The sequence below is a fragment of the Streptomyces sp. NPDC002734 genome (assembly GCF_040295685.1).
Taxonomy (GTDB): Bacteria; Actinomycetota; Actinomycetes; order Streptomycetales; family Streptomycetaceae; genus Streptomyces.
In genome coordinates this window covers 22824-42190 of record NZ_JBEOVU010000017.1, presented here as the reverse complement: position 1 = coordinate 42190, position 19367 = coordinate 22824, and the positions used below count along the sequence as shown (strand labels likewise).

Sequence of the window (19367 nt, the reverse complement as noted above, 5' to 3'; positions counted from 1 at the left end):
CAGCGGCGGTCGCCTGGCGGTGCCGGGTTTCGTGCGCTGGGGCAGAGTGCTGCGGGGGACTTGTGCGAGGAGCCTCTTGATGACGAAGAAGAACAGTTCTGTCGCGTCCGCGCCGCTGGCTCGGCTGGCCGTGGGCCTGGCGGCGCTCGTCTCCGCCCTTCCGACGGCGGCGACCGCCGCCGCGGAGGAAGTCGCGCCGCCCGTCGGCCGGGACCCGGCTGTGGTCTCCGACTGGATGCGCACCGCCGCCGACACGATCGCCGACGAGGTGGACGGCACCCCGCCGGACCGGGCGTTCTGGGAGGCGTACGCGGCGACCGCCGTGTACAACGCCGTGACCGGGATCGAGGGCCGGTACGCGTCGTACCGCTGGCGGGAACGCGGACCGCGCCACGCCTCCTCCACGGCGGCCGCCGCCGCGGCCGCCCACCGTCTGCTCACCCGCTACTTCCCCGCCTCGGCGGCCGGCCTGGACACCGCTCTGGCGGCCACGCTGGCGAAGATCCCCGACGGCCGGGCGGAGCGCGAGGGCGTCGCCTTCGGCCGGCGCGCGGCGGACCACGTCGTCGAGCTGAGGGCGAACGACGGCCGGGGCGCTCCGGTGTCCTTCGACCGGCCGCCGGCTCCGGGTGTCTGGCGTCCCGCACCGCCGGCGTTCGCCCCCTTCTCGAACGCCTGGCTCGGCCGGATGCGCCCACTGCTCCTCCGCTCCCCCGACATGTTCCGCCCCGGCCCGCCGCCTGCGCCGGGCTCCGCCCGGTACGTGCGGGACCTCGCCGAGGTCAGGGCGTTCGGGGCGAAGGACAGCACGCGGCGCACCCCGGCGCAGACCGACACCGCGCGGTTCTTCACCGAACTGGACCTCCCCGGCGCCCTGGGGGATCATGCGGCCCGGCACCGGCTGGACATCTCCGCCACCGCCAGGCTGTACGCCGCGGTGCACACCACCCAGGCCGACGCGATCGTCGCCGCCTGGGACGCCAAGCTGCGGTACGGCAACTGGCGCCCCATCACCGCCATCCACCGCGCGGACGAGGACGGCAGTCCCGCCACGTCGCCGGATCCCGGCTGGGAGCCGCTGCTCACGACGCCGGCCCACCCGGACTACCTGAGCGGTCACGCGACCACCGCGGGTGCGCTGACCGGCACCATGACCAAGCTGCTGGGCTCCGACCGGATCGACCTCACCGTCCACTCCACGCGTGGCGGCACGACGCGGCACTACGAGCACGCGGGACCGTACGACCGTGACGCGATCGACGCCCGGGTGTTCGCGGGCATCCACACCCGCACCGCCGACGTCGTCGGCAACCGCGTCGGTCACCGGATCGCCGACTGGGCACTCGACCGGTACTTCCGCCCGCTGCGCGGCCACTGAGCGACTGCCCGGTCGGTCTCGGGAGCTCCTCGAGGGCTCCTCAGGGACTTCGCGGGGACTGCGCGGGGACTGCGCGGGGACTGCTCGAACGCTTCTCGAGGGCTTGAGAGTTTCTCGAGGGCTTCAGGGGCGGCGTCGGTCGGGGCCGCGTCAGCCGCACCGACCGCGTATCCAGGCGTTCACGGCGCCCAGCCGGGTCGCGGCGACGGCGGGGTCACCGGTCATGGTGGGCTGGTCCACCTCGAAGTCGTGGCCCACCATGCCCGTCTCCTCCTCGACGACGCGGGCCACGAGGTACGCCGCCTCGGCCACGGCCCGCGCCGCGATCCCGGTGTGGGTGTAGGCCACCTCGACGTCGGCGCTGTCCCCGTAGTAGTCGAGTTGTACGCGCCACGGCAGACCGATCGTGTCGAGGGTGAGGCAACGGGGGTACTGCGCGGTCCCGACGGGCGATATCTCCCGCGACACCCGCGTGACGATCCGCTCCCACTCGGCCCACTGCGCGGGGGTGGGATGGAGCTCGGGCAACTCGGCGTCCGGGCCCAGCTCGGCGTTGCGCGCGTCGAGCGTCCCGAGCAGGGTGAGGCCCGGCCGGAGCCGCAGGAGCATGATCTCGTAGGTCACCCCGTCACCGTAAGGACGCGGCGGACCCGCACACCAGCGGATCCCTTCGGTGGGCGGCACTCTCTCCCACGATGCGCGTTCCCCGGGGCCTCCGGGCGCGTCCCCGGTTCAGCCGGTGTGCAGCACGCGGAAGCGTGCCGGTTGCGCCGGATCCCGGTCGGCGACCTGAATCGGTGGGTGGGCCCACTGCCAGACACCGGTTCCGGGGGCGCGGGTGAACCGCATCTCGCCGCGGGAGCCTTCGACCGCGTCCCGCGGCCAGGAGGCGGCGATCGCCGCGGGGTCGGCGCCGTGGGACCGCAGGAGGTGGGCGAGGAGGAGGCCGGTGTCGTACCCCTCGAAGGCGACGAAGGACGGCTCGGCGTCCAACCGCAGCCGCAGGGCCTGTTCGACCCTGGCGCCGAGCGGGCCGAGGCGTTCGGGCAGGTAGCGCAGGAACGGGACGCCGGCGCCGTCGTCACCGAGCAGCCGCGCCCATGAGGCGAACTCCGGCTGCCCCGCCGGGGCGCCGAGCAGCAGGCCGGCGAGGCGCCGGTCGCCGCGCACGGCCTTGACGACGGACACCGCGGGTTCGGGGTGGCCGAGCAGGAGCAGCAGGGCCGTCGACCGGCCCGCGGCGAGTGCGTCGCACACCTCCGCGGGCGTCAGTGCGGGCAGGTCGAGCGCGGTGACGACGCCGCCGCGCGCGGTGAGGTGGTCGTCGAGGATGCGGGTGCCGGCCCTCCAGTACGCGCTCGGTTCACGTACCACGGTGATCCGGCTGTGGCCCGCGGCGAGGAGGAAGTCCGCGTAGGTCCGCCAGCCGTGGGACTGGGGCGGGGCGAGGCGGGCGACGTGGTCGGCGCTCCGGTCGGTGAGCGCGTCGAGCACCGCGGAGGAACAGAGGAAGGGCAGGCCCAGGGCGTCGGCCCTGGCGGCGACGGCGCGGGCGACCACGCTGTGGTATTCCCCCACCAGCGCGGCGACGCCCAGGCCCGCCAGTTCGTCCACGGCCGCCACGGCACGCGCCGGATCCGCCGCGGTGTCCCGGACCACCAGTTCCAGCGGCCTTCCCCGGACGCCGCCGTCCGCGTCGACGTCCTCCAGGGCCAGTTCCAGCCCGGCGAGCAGGTGCCGTCCGGCCTCGGCCCAGCCGGGGCGGGACAGCGGGGCGAGCGCACCGATCAGGAAGGGAGCGGGGAGCGGTCGCGTCTTCTCCATGTGCCGGCCTCTCCCCTTGCGAAGTCGCGGTCGTGGGTGGGCCGATGGCCGCCGCACCCGTCACTACGGCGAGGACCTGGTGACTCCTCGCGCACACCGCATCGTGTCAGGCCGTGGCGACAGCCGGTGGGCGTTCCCGCAGGCCGGGGGCGAGGAGCAGGGTGACGGCGACCGACGCGGCGGCCGTCACCGTCATCGCCACGGCCGGCGTGGTGAGTTCGGCGAGGCTGCCGGCGAGCAGCGCGCCGACGCCCTGCAGGGCGAGCAGGCCCGAGAAGTGGAGTCCGAGGGCCTGCCCGCTCAGTTCGTCGGGTGTGAGCCGCATGAGGCGTTCCTGGAGCAGGAGACCGGCCGCGAAGCCGACGGAGGCGAGGGCGACGGCGGCCGCGGCGACGAACGGTCCCGGCTCGAGGAAGAAGACGAGGTAGGGGACGGCGAGCAGCAAGCGCAGAGGGGCGGCGAGGCGTTCGCGCCATCGCGGGGCGAGGAAGCGGCCGGCGAGCGTGTCCCCCACGAGCATGCCGAGGGCGCCGCAGGCGAAGAGCACCCCGGCGTGGTCGGGGGCGTAGGAGACGAAGAGGGACTCGCAGCCCACGACGAGCCCGTTCGGCACCCACAGCGCCAGGTAGACGTGGCGGCGGGGGGCCGAGGCCCAGAGGCGGGCGTTGGCGCGCCAGGTGGCGGCGACGGTGGGCCGACCGGTCGCCCGGGGCGGCCGGTCGGACAGGCCGAGGCGGCTGACGGCCGCGGCGGCCAGGTACAGCAGCGCGCCGACGAGCAGGGTGCCGCGCGGGGAGAACAGGGCGACGAGCAGGCCGCCGACGGCGTAGCCGCAGATCTGCAGGGTGCCGACCGCCATGTTGAGCACGGAGCGGCCCAGCAGGTAGCCGTCCTTGGTGAGGATGTCGTTGAGCAGTCCGGAGCGGACCCCGCCGCCGACGGATGCCACCAGCCCTTCGGCCGCCAGGACGGCGAAGATCGCCCACACCGGCAGTCCCGGGACGGTCTGGACCGCTGTGGCCAGGGCGAAGACCAGGGCCAGGCCGGTGGACGCGGCGCGCGGACGGAGACGGTCGGCCGCCGACAACAGCGTCGCTGCGCCGACGAGTTGGGCCAGTGACGGTCCGAACATGGCCAGGGCCGTGAGCAGCGGGGAGCCGGTGGCCGCATGGACCAGGGTGCCCAGGGCGAGCCCGGAGACCGTGGTGGCGGCCACCGACAGGGCGCTCGAGACGAAGAGCGGGGTGAACTCGGGGGCGCGGAAGAGTTCTCGGTAGGTGCGCATGGCGGGGAGTGTGTGCCCGAGCGACGCCGCGGTGTCAAACGCATTGCCCCACTTGCTACTTGACCTGGAGCGCGCTCCAGATCCGAGCATGGTCGGTATGAACGGCAACCGACCGCCCGTCGTACTGGGCACCATGGAATTCGGCACGCGCGTTGGCCCGGAGCGGGCCTTCGCGATCCTCGACGCCTTCGTCGCCGGCGGCGGCGTCTGGCTGGACACCGCCAACTGCTATGCCTTCTGGAAGGACCCCGACGGCCTCGGCGGCGCCTCCGAGCGGGTCATCGGGTCGTGGCTGGCGGCCCGGCCGGGCGCGCGCGACCGGGTGCGGATCGCGACCAAGGTCCGTCAGGACCCTCTCGTTCCGCACGTCTGGCCGGAGAGCGCCGAAGGGCTCTCCGCCCGCGCCGTCCACGCCGGGGTGGAAGGAAGCCTGCGACGGATGGGGGTCGACCACGTCGATCTGCTGTGGGCCCATGCGGAGGACCGCGGGACGCCGCTGGAGGAGACGGTGGGCGCGTTCGGCGAGCTGGTCGCGAAGGGGACGGCGCTGCGGATCGGGGCGGCGAACCACGCCGCCTGGCGGGTGGAGCGAGCCCGGTCGCTGGCTCGCGCGCAGGGCGTCGAGCCGTGGTCGGCCCTCCAGTTGCGGCACTCCCTGGTCCAGCCCCGCCCGCTGACGCCGGTGGCGGAGGGCGGTCACCGCATGATGACCGCGGAGGACCTCGACCTGGCCCGCTCGGAGGACCTCGCCGTGTGGGCGTACAGCGCGCTGCTGTGGGGTTCCTACGTCCGCGCGGACAAACCGTTCCCGCGGACCTATGATCACCCCGGCACCACCCGGGTGCTCGCCGTCCTCGAGGGCGTGGCCCGCGAGGTGTCGGCCACGCGGAACCAGGTCGTGCTGGCCTGGTTGCTGCGGCAGGGGATCGGTCCCATCGTGGGCGTGAGCCGGGTGGAGCAGATCGAGGAGGCGCTGGCCGCGCGCCGTGTGCGGCTGACGGACGAACACCTGGCGCGCTTCGCGGAGGCGCGGTAGCCCGCCGGAGCGGTCACCGAAGGAGCCCTTGATGACCACCCTCTCCCCCGCCGCGGTCGCCGACCGTACCGGGGTGTCCATCGACACGCTGCGGTACTACGAGCGGGAAGGGCTGATCGGCCCCATCGGGCGCTCCGCCGGCGGCCGCAGGGCGTACACCGAGGACGACGTCTTCTGGATCGGCCTCGTCACCTGCTTCCGCGAGGCGGGGCTCGGGATCGCCGATCTGCGGGAGTTCGTCGCCATCCTGCGCTCGGACCGCTCCCCGCAGGACAGGGTGGCCTTCCTCCGTGAGCGCCGCGCCGCCCTGGAGGAGCGGGTGGCCGCCCTGCACCGGGCGATCGGGGTCCTGGACGAGAAGATCAGCTACTACAGCCGAGCGGAGTGACCTGCTCGTGGGCGGGCAGGCCGCTCGGCCGTACTAGCGTGAGCGCATGACAGGTTGCGACGAGTGCGGTTTCGAGTACGACCTTTCGCTGGCTCCCTCGGTCCCGCGGCTCGCCCGGGAGCACGCCGGCGAGTACGCGGACCTGTTGTCGGCCGAGCCGTCCCTGCTGCGGCGACGTCCGGCGCCGGACGTGTGGTCGCCCCTGGAGTACGCCTGCCATGTGCGCGACGTCCTGCTGGTGCAGCGCGAACGGCTGCTGGCCGCGCGGCGCCGGGACACGCCCGTCGCCGAGGCCATGGGCCGTGACGAACGGGTCGAGCACGCCGGCTACGCACGGGAGCGGCCGGCCGACGTCGCCCGTCAACTCCGGGACGCGGCGCTGCTGTTCGGCGGAGTGCTGTACCTCCTCACGCCCGCGGACTGGGAGCGGACGCTGGTGTACACCTATCCCGCGCCCGAGGAGCGGTCGCTGTGCTGGGTCGCCGTGCACACGGTGCACGAGCTGCGACATCATCTGCTGGACGCACGCCGGGCGTTGCCCGGTGCGCCTCCCGGCGAGTAGGCCCGGCCGGGCCGAGCTGCTGGATGAAGTGCCGTACGCGATACGGTCGTTGGACGAGGGGGAGCACGTGGACGAAGAGCGCGCGTCGGTCCGTGTGCCGCGGACGGCCAGGGACCGGCTGACCGTGCGCTTCGGGCCGGGCGTGGCGCCTGGTGCGACGCCCTGCCGTCGCTGGTGGAGGAGCTTTCCGCACGCTGGGGCCTCGTGCCCGTGGAGTCGCTGGGCGGCGGCACGTCGCGGGTCGTCCGCTGCCTGCGGCGGGACGCCGGCACGACGGTCTGGCTGAAGGTCACGCCGGAGCTCGCCATCGCCGCGGAGGAGGCGGAGGCCCTGACCCTCTGGTCGGGCACGCCGTCGGTGGTGGACCTGCTGGAGCAGGACCTCGGCGCCGGCGCCCTCCTGCTCGCGGACGTCTCCCCCGCGCCGGTGACAGCGGACGGCCTCCTCGCGGCGCGCCTCTCCCCAGCGCCGGCGACGGCGGGCGGCGGGCCGCGCCTGCCGGAGGTGGCGGTGCTGCTCCGAGCGCTGCGGGAGGGCGTCCCAAGCCGTCCGCGGCGGTCAGGGCTGCGCCCGCTCGCGGACCGGATCGGGCTGCTCTTCACCCTGGCCGAGCGTCGCCTCGCCGCGGCGGACCGCCGTCCCGCGTTGGAGCCGGCGGTCCTGGAGCGTGCCCGCGCGGCCTGTCTCGCGCTGTGCGACACCGGCCCCGTGGGACTGGTGCACGGTGATCTCCATGCCGGGAACGTCCTGGCCGGGGCCGGGGCCGGCGGCCGACTGGTGGCGATCGATCCCCGGCCCACCTGGGGCGACCCGGACTTCGACGCGGTCGACTGGGTGCTGGACGGCGTCGCCGATCTCCCGGCGCTGGAGCGCAGGACCGAGCGGCTGGCTTCCCTGGTGCCCGGTCAGTCGGCGGACCGGGTCCTGGCCTGGTGCCGGGCACTCGCGGCCTTCGAGGCCGTCCCCGCGCTGTGCGCGGGGCGGGACGACGCCCGCACGCGCTTCCTGCGGACCCTGGCCGGACAGGTCGGGTCCGGAGAGGTCGGATGAGGTTCCCCGACGTGCCGCGCTATTCGCGCCGGCGCCTGCGGTACAACCGGGTTCCGAGAACGATCGCTATGCAGAGCCATATCGCCAGTACGAGACAAGAACTCCACGTGGCACGGACCGCTGTGCTGGTCTCCCGGGCGGCGTCCGGACCGACGCCGCGGCGTTCCCGGGCCCGCAGCACCCAGTTCCGCAGTGGGTTCCTGGTGATGCCCAGGTCGGCGGCGATGCTCCTGCAGGTCGACCCGGGTATGGACTCGAACAGAGCCACGGCATCGGCCTTGAACCCCCGCGAGTAGTCCTTCATCGCCACCGGCGATCTTCTCGTTTCTTCCGGATCAAGCAGATCCGGTATCAGCGTGTCCACCACTCGGGGGAGCCTCCGTTCGCGTGGCGATACGACGGTGTTCCTGATCGGCCAGTTCGGACAGGGACGTTGCCCCGCATCTGGTGAACAACGCTCTTGCTCGTTCGATCTGAGCACGTCCTTCGTATTGGCGGTCGACGACGGACAGTGCGATGCCGGCCGTCAGCCGGGCTGTGGCTTCGTAGAGCGGCATGCGAGCCGCGCAGAACGCGTCAGCCGCTTCGCACGCGGCCTCTGCCGCGGCCGGGTCCCCCTTGGCTAGGTGGATCTCAGCGCGGGCCAGCACAGCGAAACCGAACTCTCTGGGCGGCCGGTCGGGGCTCACCGCTGCCGCTGCGCGGTCGGCCCACAACTCAGCAGCCGCCACATTGCCCCGGGCCAGTTCCGCACCAGCCAGCAGCCGCAACCACAGAGGGCGCACAGGTGCTTCGAACGCCGGCATCCCGGGGCCGCCGCCTGCTTCGGTCATCCTGCGGACGCAGCCCACCGGATCACCGTCGAGCAGCAAGACATTGGCGAGCATCCCAAGGATGGTCGATCGGTGCCGGGCAGGTTCGGGACCGGCCTGCGTAAGCGACTCCTCGCAGATCTTCCGTGCTCCGGCGAAGTCGCCCCGCCACATCGAGACCGCCGCGTGGACCGCCTCGGCCAGTGAGCGCGGCTCGTCGCTGCCGACGAGGTACGCCGCCTCCAGTGCGTCGTCGGCGTACCTCGCTGCCTCGTCCAGATGCCCGCGCCACATCAAGACGTACGCGGAGGCGGCCAGGAGATCCGCAAGCATGAGGCTCTGACCGGTACGACGGGAAAGATCTATGCCCTGACGGAGGTGGCGCAGCGCCGGGTCGTAATGTCCCAGGAACATCTCCGTCCAGCCGACCGTGACAAGGGTGTCGATCCGGTCGGCCGGGTGTTGGTCATCGGTTTCGTCGATTGCCTCCCGGACCAGGCCCAGGCATTCGGTCGCTCGGGCGGAATCCCCGGCCAGAGTATGCGCCAGTGCCAGGAGGCCCCGGATCTTGGTGATCTGTGACGGATCACCGAAGGCTGTTGCCGAGTGCAGCGAGCGTTCGCCCCAGGCGACGGCCGTGGAGAAGTCCGCTGTGCGAAGCGCTACTGTCGCAACGCCCATCTGCAGCGCTGCGATCGTGGATCCCGGCAGGCCGGCAGGGTCATCCAGTTCCCGGGTCAGCAACGACATCGCCGCCTCGTACCGGCCGAGCTTCCACTCCATCGTGGCTCGAGAGACGGTCAGCCGAGCCCGCTCGTCCCGTGCCTGCGCAGGCCAGAGAGAAGCAGCCGTGCGCAGGACGTCGCGGCTCTCCACCAGGCGTCCGGCCATGCCCAGCGCATCAGCCTGCTGGAGCCACAGTTCGGGCCGGAGCCGACTCTGCTCGCCGAGCAGGCGCAAGCCCTCCTGTGTCCAGTGCGCGGCAGCGGCCGGTGCGATCATCATCACCTGGCGGGCAGCCCGCACGAGTACGTCGACGGCGTGTGCGTCTCCTACGCGCGCCGAACGCTGCACGTGCGACGCCTGCGCGGTCAGTGGTGCGTCGTGCAGTGCGAGGAAGTCCGCGGCACGGGCGTGCGCCTCGATCCGCCAGCCGGCGCCCGTCCCCTGGTACACCGCTGTCCGCACCAGCGGATGACGGAACCGGAATCGGCGCGTGGAGCCGACCTGGCGCACCAGGTCCCGTTCCGCAGCCTCGTCCAGGGCCGCGAGGGCCTGTGCCTCACCGGTGCCGGCCACAACTGCCACCACCTCGGCCTCGAACGAGTCGCCAAGCACCGCGGCCGCCTGTGTACAGACTCGCGCGGTGGCCGACAGACCTCCCAACTCCTCCAGCAGCGCGGCTTGCACCGGCTGCGGCAGATCGTCGGAGACGGGTACGGAGTCGACGGAAACCGCCGGCGGGTTCTTGCTCCCGATGCTCCGGGTCAGCGCCTCCAGGTAGAACGGGTTGCCGCCGCTGGCCTCGTACTGCCGTCGGTAACGCCAGTGATCCGGCCTGGCACCGCACAGTTCCGCTCCCTCGGCCGGGGACAGCGGGCCCAGCTCCACCCTGACAACCCTTCCCTCCCCATCTGCGCGGGCCAGTGCCGCGGCCAACCGCTGCGGGGTCTGTCTGGGGCGGTGGGCGAGGGCCAGGAGCAAAGGTGCCCTGGGCGGGTGCCGTACCAGATGGTCGATCAGCTCCGCCGTACCGTCATCCGCCCACTGCAGGTCGTCCAGGCAGAGGACGAGCCCGCCGTCGGCACTCAGCGTCTCCAGCAACGTCCGCACCGCCCGGTGGAACCAGTACCGCTCGACCGCCACGGGCTCCGACACGGTCGGGAGACGGTCACAGAGTGCAGGGAAGACCGTGCTCAACAGGGCGAACCCGCCGAACGATGATCCCTCCTGCGAGGGCCGAAGTAATTCCACCTGGCCGAGGTGATCGTCCAAAGCGTCCACGAACGCGCTGTAGGGAGCCCGGTCGAACTCCACACTGCGGCCGACCAACGACACGAAACCGCGCTGTCTCGCGCGTTTGCACAGTTCGTCGAGCAACCGTGTCTTTCCGATACCCGGATCACCAACCACCTCGAGCACACCTGGCGTACCGGCCAAGGCGTCCTCGATCGCACCGTCGAGGACCGTCAACTCCACCGTTCGCCCGACCAGGTGGCCCTGTGGCCGGGAATGCCGCGGTGTTGGCGGGGGAGGAAGGCCGACACCGTCCCGCGGGGAGCGCACCGGGCCGGGCTTGGAGGGCCGAAGCGGTTCGAGGGCGGGTGCGCATCCCGGAAGGCGCCGGCCGGGCGGGTGCACAGCGGGGTCGGCGGCTCGGACGTCCAGTGCCGGATCGCCGGTCAGGATCTGCTGATGCAGCTGCTGCAGTGGGAGGCTCGGGTCACAGCCGAATTCCTCGGCCAGCAACAGCCGTGTCCGCTCGTAGTGGCCGAGGGCATCGGCTGGACGACCACCGCGGTGGAGAGCGAGGATGAACTGGCCGGCCAGCCGTTCGTCCAACGGGTGTTTCTCCACCTGACCGGACAGCTCGGCCAACAGGCCGCTGTGGTGCCCGCGGCGGAGCCGAGCATCGGTGTGGTCCAACTCGGCCGCGACCCGTTCCCGATCCACGGCGGCACGGAGGACGTTGATCCACGGCGTGTCCAGCCCCGCGAAGGCATCTCCCCGCCAGAGGCCCAGTCCCTGCCCGAACAGGTCCGCCGCCAGCTCATCCTGCCCACTCCGCGCGGCCGCCCGAGCGCGAGCGACAAGGTCGTGGAAGCGGTGCAGATCCACTGCCGCCGCTTCGACGTCGAGGACGTACCCTCCGGATCGCCGGACGATATCCGCCCCGTCTGTGACCGCCAAAGCCTGCCGCAGACGGGAGACATAACCGTAGAGCGTGTTCCGGGCCCGCTGCGGAAAACGGTCCGCCCAGACGCGCTCGACGAGCTGGTCCACCGAAACCACCCGGTTCGCGTCCACCAACATGACCGCGAGCACACACCGCTGCCGGGCGTGACCGAGATCGATGATCCGTTCGCCCACACGCGCCTCGACGCTGCCGAGTACAGCGAACTCCACCGTCACCGCACGCCCCCAAGTCTTTGGCTCCCTGTCCTGGCATAACACCTTCGACCAGCCGATTCAATGTTTGTCCAAGGTTCGCCGACAGTCGGCCGAGCACCTTGGTCCAGGACAGAAACAGGGCGCCCGGAGGCACGGCTGCGGCAGGCATCCGGCCGTACAGCGGATGAACGTCCCGGCAAGGGGCCCCGCGGTGGAGTGCGGGCAGTTCCGTGCTGCCGCCCACCCAGCTGGTCCGTTCCCACTCGCACCATCGACATCCAGGAGGACTGCCATGGTCAATGGCATCACGTTCAAGGGCATTCGGCGGAATCTGGTGGTTGTAGCCGTCGCCGCCGGACTCAGCTTTTCCTTCGCCGGCTCAGCCCACGCGGCCGAAGGGTACGACTTGACCCCCACCACGGGGGATGTCGCAGGCGCCTGGGCACACGGCACCTGGTGGCAGGCGGCGAACGGCCGCTACCACCTCAAGGGCGAGCTGAAGGACACCGGAAACAACGACGGCAAGGGTGCCGCATTCAGGATCAAGGCGGTGTACAAGGACGGGGGGGTGCGCCGCGAGGAGGTGTGGAACTCTCTCGGCTACGGCAAGATCATGCCGATAGGCGAGTACAACTTCGCCTCCAACCTGAAGTACTGGGAACTTCAGGAGTGCATCCTGGTTCAGGACGGCAACTACATCCGTGTCGGATACTGCGCGCCGGGCGTTTTCACCCAGTACGTCTACTAGGACGGTCCAGGTCGCGCGGGCGGCCGACCGTGTGGTGCGGCCGCCCGCGCGACGGCTCCCGCATCCCGGCCCCCTGGACGACGTCGACGTCGACCGGCCAACTCATGTGCGTGTTGCGAACTCATAGCAGAGATGGCGTGACTCTGCTCTGCCTGTGCCGCGCATCGACAAACACGTATTCGCGAGCTTTCTGCTCAATCCAGCATCAGGGGATAAAAATGGAAAGTAGAAGAACGGTTCGAGCCGCTGTAGTGACTGCCGCCATGGCCCTGGCAGTCTCGGTGGGCGGCGCAGGCTCGGCCCAAGCAGCTGAGATCGAGTACTGGCCGGGCAAAGATGCCACGGTCGGATCCTGCAAGGGCTGGCTCAACAAGCGCACATCTGACGGCTACGTGCAGGCCGTCGCCCAGTCCTGGGGAGACGATTGCGCTTACTGGCTCGAGCGGAAGCGTCTGGGGACTGGCGGTTACGACTGGACACGAGTGTCCGACTATGTCGTAATCCACGTGGCGCAGAGTAAAACTGGATTCCACTGGAATGGAACGGACGCGGGATCCCGGGTCTGCGTATCGCAGAACCGCACCGATACCACCGTCTGCGGCGCTGGCGCCTGGTAAAGGGAGAGACGGGGCGTGCCGTGATCAGGGCACCCCGGCGGGCGCGCTCCGCTGACAAGGCCGGCAGCACGGAGGAGGCCCGCGCCGCCAGGCCGCGGGCCTCCTCCGTGCTGTGGGTGATACCTGTCGCACTTGTAGCACGCGTGCGACAGGTATCACGGTTGGTCAAAGTAGAGGCTCTTGAGCCAGGCGCTGTGTTCCTCGGCATGTCCCTCGGCCCATCGGCCCCACTGGTCGCCGAGGAGGGCGAAGGCGACCGTCATGGTGAGCGGCTCCTCGGGAGCCGGGGAAGCTGTCGGCATGCGGTCCGGTTGATAGGTCTTGTGAGTCATGCCGCGCACCATGACCTGTCCGATGCCCTACGTGGGGTCCAGCCAAGGTGAGCCCAAAAGGAGCAGTGGGACGATCTTTGAGGGGTGAGCCCCGTGCTCCGGGCCTACCACCGAGAGCTTTGCCCTGGCCTGGGTTCCACTGTTCCGATCCTCCTCCGAAGTTGACGCCGCGATCAGGTCTTGGGCGGGAAGCTCTCGTCGTGAATCTCCGTCGGCGAGATGCTGTGGGCGGGGAGGCACTCCATCAGCAGGTGGCTCCCCTGTCGGCCGACCGGGCGGAAGCCCGCTTTTGCCCAGGCCCGGATGGCACGGGTGTTGGACGCTTCGGGATCGACGGTCACCTGCGTCCAGTCCAGCACCGTATGAAGATGCTGGACGAGTGCGCGGGCGGCGTCCGGGCCGAGGCCTTTGCCCTGCGCCTGAGGTAGGAGGACCATATCGATGCCTCCCTGGCCGGGGCCGGCGGGTACGTACTGGACATAGCCGACCGGGATGGTCCGGGCGAGGATCAGGAAGGACTCCACGTCGGGGCGGCGTCTTCCCGTGTACTTCGCGGCGACTTCCTCACGGGTGAGAGGCTGTCCGCCCCAGTTCCGCACGAATTCGGGGTCGGCGAACCAGCCGGCGAGCAGTAGCAGATGCGCTTCGGTGGCCGGGATGAGGCAGGTCCGATCGCCTTCAATGACGCAGTTCCCCGACTTGCTGTGCATCGCTGTGCCTCCCGGCGGCCGTTCTTCCCGGTTCATTGTCCCGGAAGAGGGCTTGCTGGGTGGCCTGGAAGCGGTAGGACTCGGTGCCGGTCTGGATCAAGGTGCAGCGGAAGGCGATCCGGGCGGCGATGGCCGCGCTGAGCCGGGCGTCGCCGAATGTCTTGTCCCATTCGGTGAACGGTGAGTTCGCCAGGCCCGGACCTGCTCGCGGGGCAGGTCCTCGAGGACGAGCTCCTGCTCTTGAGCGACGGCCGGGACCGGCGCGGGGGCCGGGCGGGCGCGGGCACGACGACGGCACCGCGGTGGTCTGCCGTTCCATCGCCTCTGCGATCGCCGGGCCCCAGCAGGAGGACAAGACCAGGGACGGACTCCCCAAGTGGGAAGTCCAGGTCGCGGCCAGCCCGGCGCAGCGCTGCAACCCTCCGGTGGGGGGCGAGCGCCTAGTGGCAGCCGTATGCCCTGTCAGGGGAAGTTCCCGCCCCGTCGACGGCAGGAGCTCGTGACAACTGCAGTGCTCGGAGAGCACGGCCCACCGGATGGCCGAGTTCAACTGCCGGGAGAACATCTGGTCAACCGGGCCCGAGGCATGCTCTCAGTACCTCACGTGTGCGCGCTGGTGCGGGTGGCCGAACCCTGCGCCGTAAGCCACCCGTACCGGGGAACCGAGGACGGAGTTGATCCGGTCGATCAGGTGTTTGTCGATCAATAGTCCGTGATCGTACTGGTGCATGATTCGATGGTGAGCGTGAGGATGCCGGTGTCCGAGTCGAAGGCGACGGCGGTCCAACGGGCGGCTGTGGCTGGCCCGACCAGCTGCGGCCGGCGGGACAGCACTGCGGCAGCTACGGGATCCGCCCAGCCGCCCGTGGCGGTCACCAGCTCGTGGATCTTCACGCTCAACGGGGCCGGCCTGCGCCGGCCTGGGCGGGATCGTGAACGGCGAGCACGGATCGTGTCGGTGTGGGCTTGACCGCCGCGCGGCTTCACGGGCGTGCCGCAACGCGATACGCGCCATGTCGGGCTTACGCCAAGGGCAATTCCACCGTCAACGCTTTCTCCTTCGCTCTGCCGGCATTCGCACGTCATTCCCCGGCCCCGGCCGCACAGAGGATTCCTCCGACGACCAACAGCCAGCCGACGAGGCGGTGGGCGAGGGCGTGGGAGCTCCGGACACGCTCACCCGCGTCGCTGCCGAAGACCTCCGCCCATTTCCGCGCGCCGCCCAGGGCGGAGAACAGCCCCATGAGGACCAGTGATATCCCGACGCCGATCCGCATGACCGATACCTCCCGAGCCGTCGCGAGACGGCCGCTCCCCGGGTGTCATGGCATTGAGGGTGCCCCCGGAATTCCCGTTGAAGCCAGGCCGGTACGGACGGTGATCGCCGCGGCCGGTGTGCCTTCCCGGGCGGGGCGCGGGCGGGCGTCGGCGCGCCTTCCGTACCCTGGCCGCATGCGCACGCGTCCCACCTTGAGCTGGACCCCGCCCGACGACCTGCCCCCGGGCACCACGGATCCGGGACCGGTCGTCGACGCGCTGCGCGCCGGCGGTGTGCTGGTCCTCAGCGGGGCGGGCATCTCCACCGAGTCCGGCATCCCCGACTACCGGGGCGAGGGCGGCAGCCTGAGCCGCCACACCCCGATGACGTACCAGGACTTCGTCTCCGACCCGCAGGCCCGGCGGCGCTACTGGGCGCGCAGCCATCTCGGCTGGCGCACCTTCGGCCGCGCCCACCCCAACGACGGGCACCGGGCCGTGGCGGCGTTCGAGGAGCAGGGGCGGCTCACCGGGGTGATCACCCAGAACGTCGACGGTCTGCACCAGGCCGCCGGCAGCGAGGCGGTGGTGGAGCTGCACGGGAGTCTGGCCCGGGTGGTCTGTCTCTCCTGCGGCACGCGGAGCGCGCGTCGTGAGCTGGCCGAACGGCTGGAGGCCGTCAACGCGGGGTTCGCGCCGGTGGCCAGTGGGCTGAACCCGGACGGCGACGCGGATCTCAACGACGAACAGGTCGGCGACTTCCACGTGGTGCCGTGCACGGTCTGCGGCGGCGTCCTCAAACCTGACGTGGTCTTCTTCGGGGAGAACGTGCCGCCGGAGCGGGTGGAGCACTGCCGCCGCCTGGTGCGGGAAGCGACGTCGTTGCTGGTCCTCGGGTCGTCGTTGACGGTGATGTCCGGCCTCCGGTTCGTGCGGCTGGCCGCGCAGGAGGGCAAGCCGGTGCTGATCGTCAACCGGGACCCGACCCGCGGCGACCGTCTCGCCCTCACCCGCGTCGCGCTCCCGCTGGGGGCGACCCTCACCGCCGTGGCGGCGGAACTCGGACCCGCCGGGGCGCCGGACGAGGTCTGACGGCACCGGCGAGGTTCGTCCGGAGGCGGAGGTTGACCTTCACCCTGGGGAAAGCCACAGCATCGGGAGGGCCGGGCGCGAGGCGTCCGGTACGAGGAGGGGGCTGTCATGGAGGCACGGGTGGAGTCGGAGCTGCTGACGATCGGGGCGTTCGCGAAGGCGTCGCGGCTGTCGCCGAAGGCGCTGCGGCTCTACGACGAGCTCGGTCTGCTGGCGCCCGCGCACGTCGACCCGGTGAACGGCTACCGGTGGTACGCGCCCGAGCAGCTGGAACGGGCCCGGCTGGTGGCCTGGCTGCGACGGCTCGGCATGCCGCTGGCCCGCATCCGGCACGTGTGCGCGCTGGAGGCCGGGCCGGCCGCCCGGGAGGTCCGCGCCTTCTGGGCCCGGGTCGAGACCGAGACGGCCGCGCGACGGGACCTGGCGACCTTCCTCGTCGACCATCTGCAGCGGAAGGACCCTGCCATGTCCACGAACATCTCGACGGCCGCCGAGCCCCTGGGCATCCGATACGCCGCCCTGTCCGACAAGGGCCTGGTCCGCGAGAGCAATCAGGACGCCGTCCACGCCGGCCCCCGGCTGCTGGCCGTGGCCGACGGCTACGGCGTCGGCGGAGCGCCCGCCAGCACCGCGGCCCTCGGGGCGCTGCAACGGCTGGAGAGCGACGGCGTGCCGGCTGCCGGGCTCCTCGGCGTCCTGGAGGACGCGGTCGAGCAGGCCGAGGAGGCGGTCCGGGCGGCCGTCGGGAACGGGGCGTCCACCGCGGGCGAGGGCGTCGTCGCGGGGACGACGCTGACCGCCATGCTGTGGACGGGCTCGCAGCTCGCGTTGGTCCACATCGGCGACTCGCGCGTCTACCTGCTGCGCGACGGCGGCCTGTTCCAGATCACCCACGACCACACCATGGTGCAGTCCATGGTCGACGAGGGGCGCCTGAGCCCCGAGGAGGCGTCCTCGCACCCGGAGCGGTCGCTGCTGGTGAAGGCGCTGGGCCCGGGGGCGGACCACTCCCCCGACATGCGCCTGCACGACGCACGGCCGGGTGACCGGTACCTGTTGTGCTCGGACGGCCTGTCCACGGTCGTCGCGACCGCGGAGATACGCCGGGTGCTCACCCAGGTCGAAGACCCGGAGCAGGCGGTGCGTGATCTCGTCGCCCTGGCCAACGCGGTGGGCGGACCGGACAACGTGAGCTGTGTGGTGGCCGACGTCTTCGGGCCGGAGCGGGCCTCGGCGTGAACGCGGGCTGCCCGCCCCGCCGTGTCGACGGCGGGGCGGGCAGCCTTCTGTGCGGCGCCGGTGTCAGGACAGCGGCGGGTAGGCGTTCTTGACCAGCTCCTGGAACTGGGCCGAGAACCACTTGCCGGACAGCGGCGCGTTGGGCAGCGCCCCGGACATGCTGTTGCCGTTGCGCGCGTTGCCCGTGTAGGTCGGGTCGCACATCCGGTCGAAGCCCTTGCCCTCGTCGTTGTCGATGAGCTGGCTGGCGCCGTCGGACTCACCCGGGGGCTTCATCCAGACGTAGGCGTCGATGCCCGGCTCGGGGTTGGCCTTCGGACGCTCGCCGAGGCCGGCACCGGACTGGTTGCACCAGTTGCCGAGGTGGATGCGCCGATCGACGCGACCACCGTTCACGTAGGCGTCGACACTGGTCGTCGGGCCCGCGGCGGTCGGACGGGCGGAGCCGCCCCAGCCGTTACGGGAGGTGTCGATCAGGACGCCGATGTTGCTCGGGAAGCCGGCCGAGATCGCCTTGTCCCGCAGCATCTGCGCGTAGGTGACCTCGTCGACGGACTGGTTCCAGTCCACCCACTTGGACTGGCGCACGGACGTGCCGTTCACCGAGTCGGTGACCTTGAAGTACGGCTCCTTCAGGGCGCTGTAGTTGGCCGTGTTCACGATGAAGCCGTGCACGTTCGACAGCTGGGCGCCGTCAGTGGTGGCCGTCGTCTTGAACAGGTCGACCGTCGGGCCCAGGTTGGTGTCCCAGCCCAGCCACCCGTGGTGTCCGGCGTCCACGTAGTTGTAGACGTTGGGGATGGCGCCGAGCGTCTTGAGCGCGTAGGCGACACCCTTGACGTAGTTCCCGTTGCTCTTCATGGTGTCGCACATGGCCACCGAGGTGTCACGGCCGGACACGTTGGTGATCAGGTTGGGCAGCGAGTCGACCTCGATCGTCGTGACGATCCGCAGGCTCGCGTACTTCGGGTCCTTGAAGATCGCGGCGATCGGGTCGATGTACTGCGTCTTGTACTTGTCGATCTCCGTCGGGCCGAGCTCACCGTTGGAGGCCAGGGCCGAGCAGTCACGGCCGGGCAGGTTGTAGATCACGAACTGGATCGCCAGTTCGCCGGAGCCCTTCTGCTCCAGAGCCTTGTCCAGGTGGGCGCGGACGCCCATCGCTCCGTTCGCGCCGTTGATGGCGGCGATCCGGTCCACCCAGACGCCGGTGGGCTGGTTGGAGACCTTGGAACCACCCGGCTCGGCGGCCGCCTTGGCGGACCAGTCCGGGTTCACGTACCCCTTGGCGCCGGCGTACGGGTTGTCCACCTTCTGGCCCGGAGGCTGGGAGGTGGGCGGCTGGCTCGTCGGAGGCTGGGAGGTGGGGGGCTGCGAGGTGGGGGGCTCGCTGGTCGGCGGCTGGCTCGTGGGCGGCTGGCCGTCACCGGTGTCACAGGCCGCGCCGTCGAGCGTGAACGCCGTGGGCGCCGCGTTGGTGCCGCTGAAGGTGCCGTTGAAGCCGAAGCTGACCGAGGCCCCGCTGCCCAGCTGGCCGTTGTACGACTCGTTGGCAGCGGTGACGGCGGCGCCGCTCTGGGTGATCTTGGCGTTCCACCCGTTGGTGACCTTCTGGTTGCCGGCGAAGGACCAGCCGACCTTCCAGGAGGACTTCGCGGCCGAGTTGTTGGTGAGGGTCACGTTGGCGGTGAACCCGCCACTCCACGAGCTCTGCACCTGGTACTTCACGGTGCAGGCCGCGGCGGCTGCGGCCGCGGTCGAGGGCTGCATGGCGGCGGCCACTCCCCCGGCCCCCGCGACCATCGCGAAAGCTGAGAGTAAGGCTGTTCTGGTACGGCGCATCGTGTGCGGGTCTCCTTGTCCGTGCGGTTCGACTCCGCCCGGCATCCGGGAGCACGCCGCGTCACGCCGGGGGGCGGGAACACG

Annotated in this window: 20 protein-coding genes; 9 read left to right on the top strand and 11 right to left on the bottom strand. The window is 71.3% G+C overall.

Features of this window, described 5'->3' with window-relative positions; genetic code table 11:
• Window positions 1-79: 79 nt before the first annotated feature.
• Window positions 80-1378 carry a vanadium-dependent haloperoxidase gene (locus ABT026_RS17145; protein WP_351115301.1) on the top strand — a complete coding sequence of 433 codons (1299 nt, stop codon included), beginning with the start codon at window positions 80-82 and terminating at the stop codon, window positions 1376-1378.
• Window positions 1379-1528: 150 nt separating this feature from the next.
• On the opposite strand, the gene ABT026_RS17140 is transcribed toward ABT026_RS17145, so the two are convergent.
• The 3 genes from ABT026_RS17140 to ABT026_RS17130 all read right to left on the bottom strand — a co-directional run bounded on the left by ABT026_RS17140 (window position 1529) and on the right by ABT026_RS17130 (window position 4487).
• Complete coding sequence (locus tag ABT026_RS17140; protein ID WP_351115299.1) at window positions 1529-2002, bottom strand: hypothetical protein; 474 nt, start codon at window positions 2000-2002, stop codon at window positions 1529-1531.
• A gap of 108 nt (window positions 2003-2110) precedes the next feature.
• The gene (locus ABT026_RS17135; protein WP_351115297.1) at window positions 2111-3202 is read right to left on the bottom strand and encodes an ABC transporter substrate-binding protein; all 1092 of its coding nucleotides are present in this window, start codon (window positions 3200-3202) and stop codon (window positions 2111-2113) included.
• A gap of 106 nt (window positions 3203-3308) precedes the next feature.
• Complete coding sequence (locus tag ABT026_RS17130; protein WP_351115296.1) at window positions 3309-4487, bottom strand: MFS transporter; 1179 nt, start codon at window positions 4485-4487, stop codon at window positions 3309-3311.
• An 88-nt stretch (window positions 4488-4575) separates the two neighbouring features.
• Here ABT026_RS17130 and ABT026_RS17125 point away from each other — a divergent pair, with 88 nt between their 5' ends.
• From ABT026_RS17125 to ABT026_RS17110, 4 genes are all read left to right on the top strand, one after another.
• Window positions 4576-5523 (top strand): aldo/keto reductase, encoded by a 948-nt coding sequence (locus tag ABT026_RS17125; RefSeq protein ID WP_351115295.1) that lies wholly within the window; start codon window positions 4576-4578, stop codon window positions 5521-5523.
• Between the two features lie 31 nt (window positions 5524-5554).
• Window positions 5555-5911, top strand: coding sequence for a MerR family transcriptional regulator (locus ABT026_RS17120; RefSeq protein WP_351115294.1), 357 nt, complete (start codon window positions 5555-5557; stop codon window positions 5909-5911).
• Between the two features lie 46 nt (window positions 5912-5957).
• Window positions 5958-6473 (top strand): DinB family protein, encoded by a 516-nt coding sequence (locus tag ABT026_RS17115; RefSeq protein ID WP_351115292.1) that lies wholly within the window; start codon window positions 5958-5960, stop codon window positions 6471-6473.
• A gap of 204 nt (window positions 6474-6677) precedes the next feature.
• Complete coding sequence (locus ABT026_RS17110) at window positions 6678-7523, top strand: aminoglycoside phosphotransferase family protein (RefSeq protein ID WP_351115290.1); 846 nt, start codon at window positions 6678-6680, stop codon at window positions 7521-7523.
• A 19-nt stretch (window positions 7524-7542) separates the two neighbouring features.
• On the opposite strand, the gene ABT026_RS17105 is transcribed toward ABT026_RS17110, so the two are convergent.
• Both ABT026_RS17105 and ABT026_RS17100 read right to left on the bottom strand, forming a co-directional pair.
• A complete protein-coding gene (locus tag ABT026_RS17105; protein WP_351115289.1) occupies window positions 7543-7890 on the bottom strand; it encodes a transposase in 348 nt (115 codons plus the stop codon).
• Complete coding sequence (locus ABT026_RS17100; protein ID WP_351115288.1) at window positions 7859-11467, bottom strand: ATP-binding protein; 3609 nt, start codon at window positions 11465-11467, stop codon at window positions 7859-7861. Before ABT026_RS17100 ends, ABT026_RS17105 begins: the two co-directional genes overlap by 32 nt.
• Before the next feature lie 271 nt (window positions 11468-11738).
• Here ABT026_RS17100 and ABT026_RS17095 point away from each other — a divergent pair, with 271 nt between their 5' ends.
• Entirely contained in the window at window positions 11739-12194 is a 456-nt protein-coding gene (locus ABT026_RS17095) for a hypothetical protein (RefSeq protein ID WP_351115287.1), read from the top strand.
• 137 nt (window positions 12195-12331) lie between these two features.
• Window positions 12332-12811, top strand: a complete 480-nt coding sequence (locus tag ABT026_RS17090) for a hypothetical protein (RefSeq protein WP_351115286.1) — start codon at window positions 12332-12334, stop codon at window positions 12809-12811.
• A 155-nt stretch (window positions 12812-12966) separates the two neighbouring features.
• Here the strand turns inward: ABT026_RS17090 and ABT026_RS17085 are convergent, their stop codons facing one another.
• The 5 genes from ABT026_RS17085 to ABT026_RS17065 all read right to left on the bottom strand — a co-directional run bounded on the left by ABT026_RS17085 (window position 12967) and on the right by ABT026_RS17065 (window position 15097).
• Window positions 12967-13143: a hypothetical protein gene (locus tag ABT026_RS17085; protein ID WP_351115285.1), complete on the bottom strand. Its 177-nt coding sequence runs from the start codon at window positions 13141-13143 to the stop codon at window positions 12967-12969.
• Window positions 13144-13316: 173 nt separating this feature from the next.
• On the bottom strand, window positions 13317-13853 hold the full coding sequence (locus ABT026_RS17080) for a GNAT family N-acetyltransferase (RefSeq protein ID WP_351115284.1): 537 nt from the start codon (window positions 13851-13853) through the stop codon (window positions 13317-13319).
• A complete protein-coding gene (locus tag ABT026_RS17075) occupies window positions 13822-14172 on the bottom strand; it encodes an ATP-binding protein (protein WP_351115283.1) in 351 nt (116 codons plus the stop codon). The genes ABT026_RS17080 and ABT026_RS17075 overlap by 32 nt, the downstream gene beginning before the upstream one ends.
• A 383-nt stretch (window positions 14173-14555) precedes the next feature.
• Window positions 14556-14753 (bottom strand): hypothetical protein, encoded by a 198-nt coding sequence (locus ABT026_RS17070; protein WP_351115282.1) that lies wholly within the window; start codon window positions 14751-14753, stop codon window positions 14556-14558.
• Between the two features lie 182 nt (window positions 14754-14935).
• A complete protein-coding gene (locus tag ABT026_RS17065) occupies window positions 14936-15097 on the bottom strand; it encodes a hypothetical protein (protein ID WP_351115281.1) in 162 nt (53 codons plus the stop codon).
• 208 nt (window positions 15098-15305) lie between these two features.
• Here ABT026_RS17065 and ABT026_RS17060 point away from each other — a divergent pair, with 208 nt between their 5' ends.
• Both ABT026_RS17060 and ABT026_RS17055 read left to right on the top strand, forming a co-directional pair.
• Entirely contained in the window at window positions 15306-16202 is an 897-nt protein-coding gene (locus tag ABT026_RS17060; protein ID WP_351115279.1) for an NAD-dependent protein deacetylase, read from the top strand.
• Between the two features lie 108 nt (window positions 16203-16310).
• On the top strand, window positions 16311-17441 hold the full coding sequence (locus tag ABT026_RS17055) for a MerR family transcriptional regulator (protein ID WP_351115278.1): 1131 nt from the start codon (window positions 16311-16313) through the stop codon (window positions 17439-17441).
• 63 nt (window positions 17442-17504) lie between these two features.
• On the opposite strand, the gene ABT026_RS17050 is transcribed toward ABT026_RS17055, so the two are convergent.
• Entirely contained in the window at window positions 17505-19283 is a 1779-nt protein-coding gene (locus ABT026_RS17050; RefSeq protein ID WP_351115276.1) for a glycoside hydrolase family 6 protein, read from the bottom strand.
• Window positions 19284-19367 lie beyond the last annotated feature (84 nt).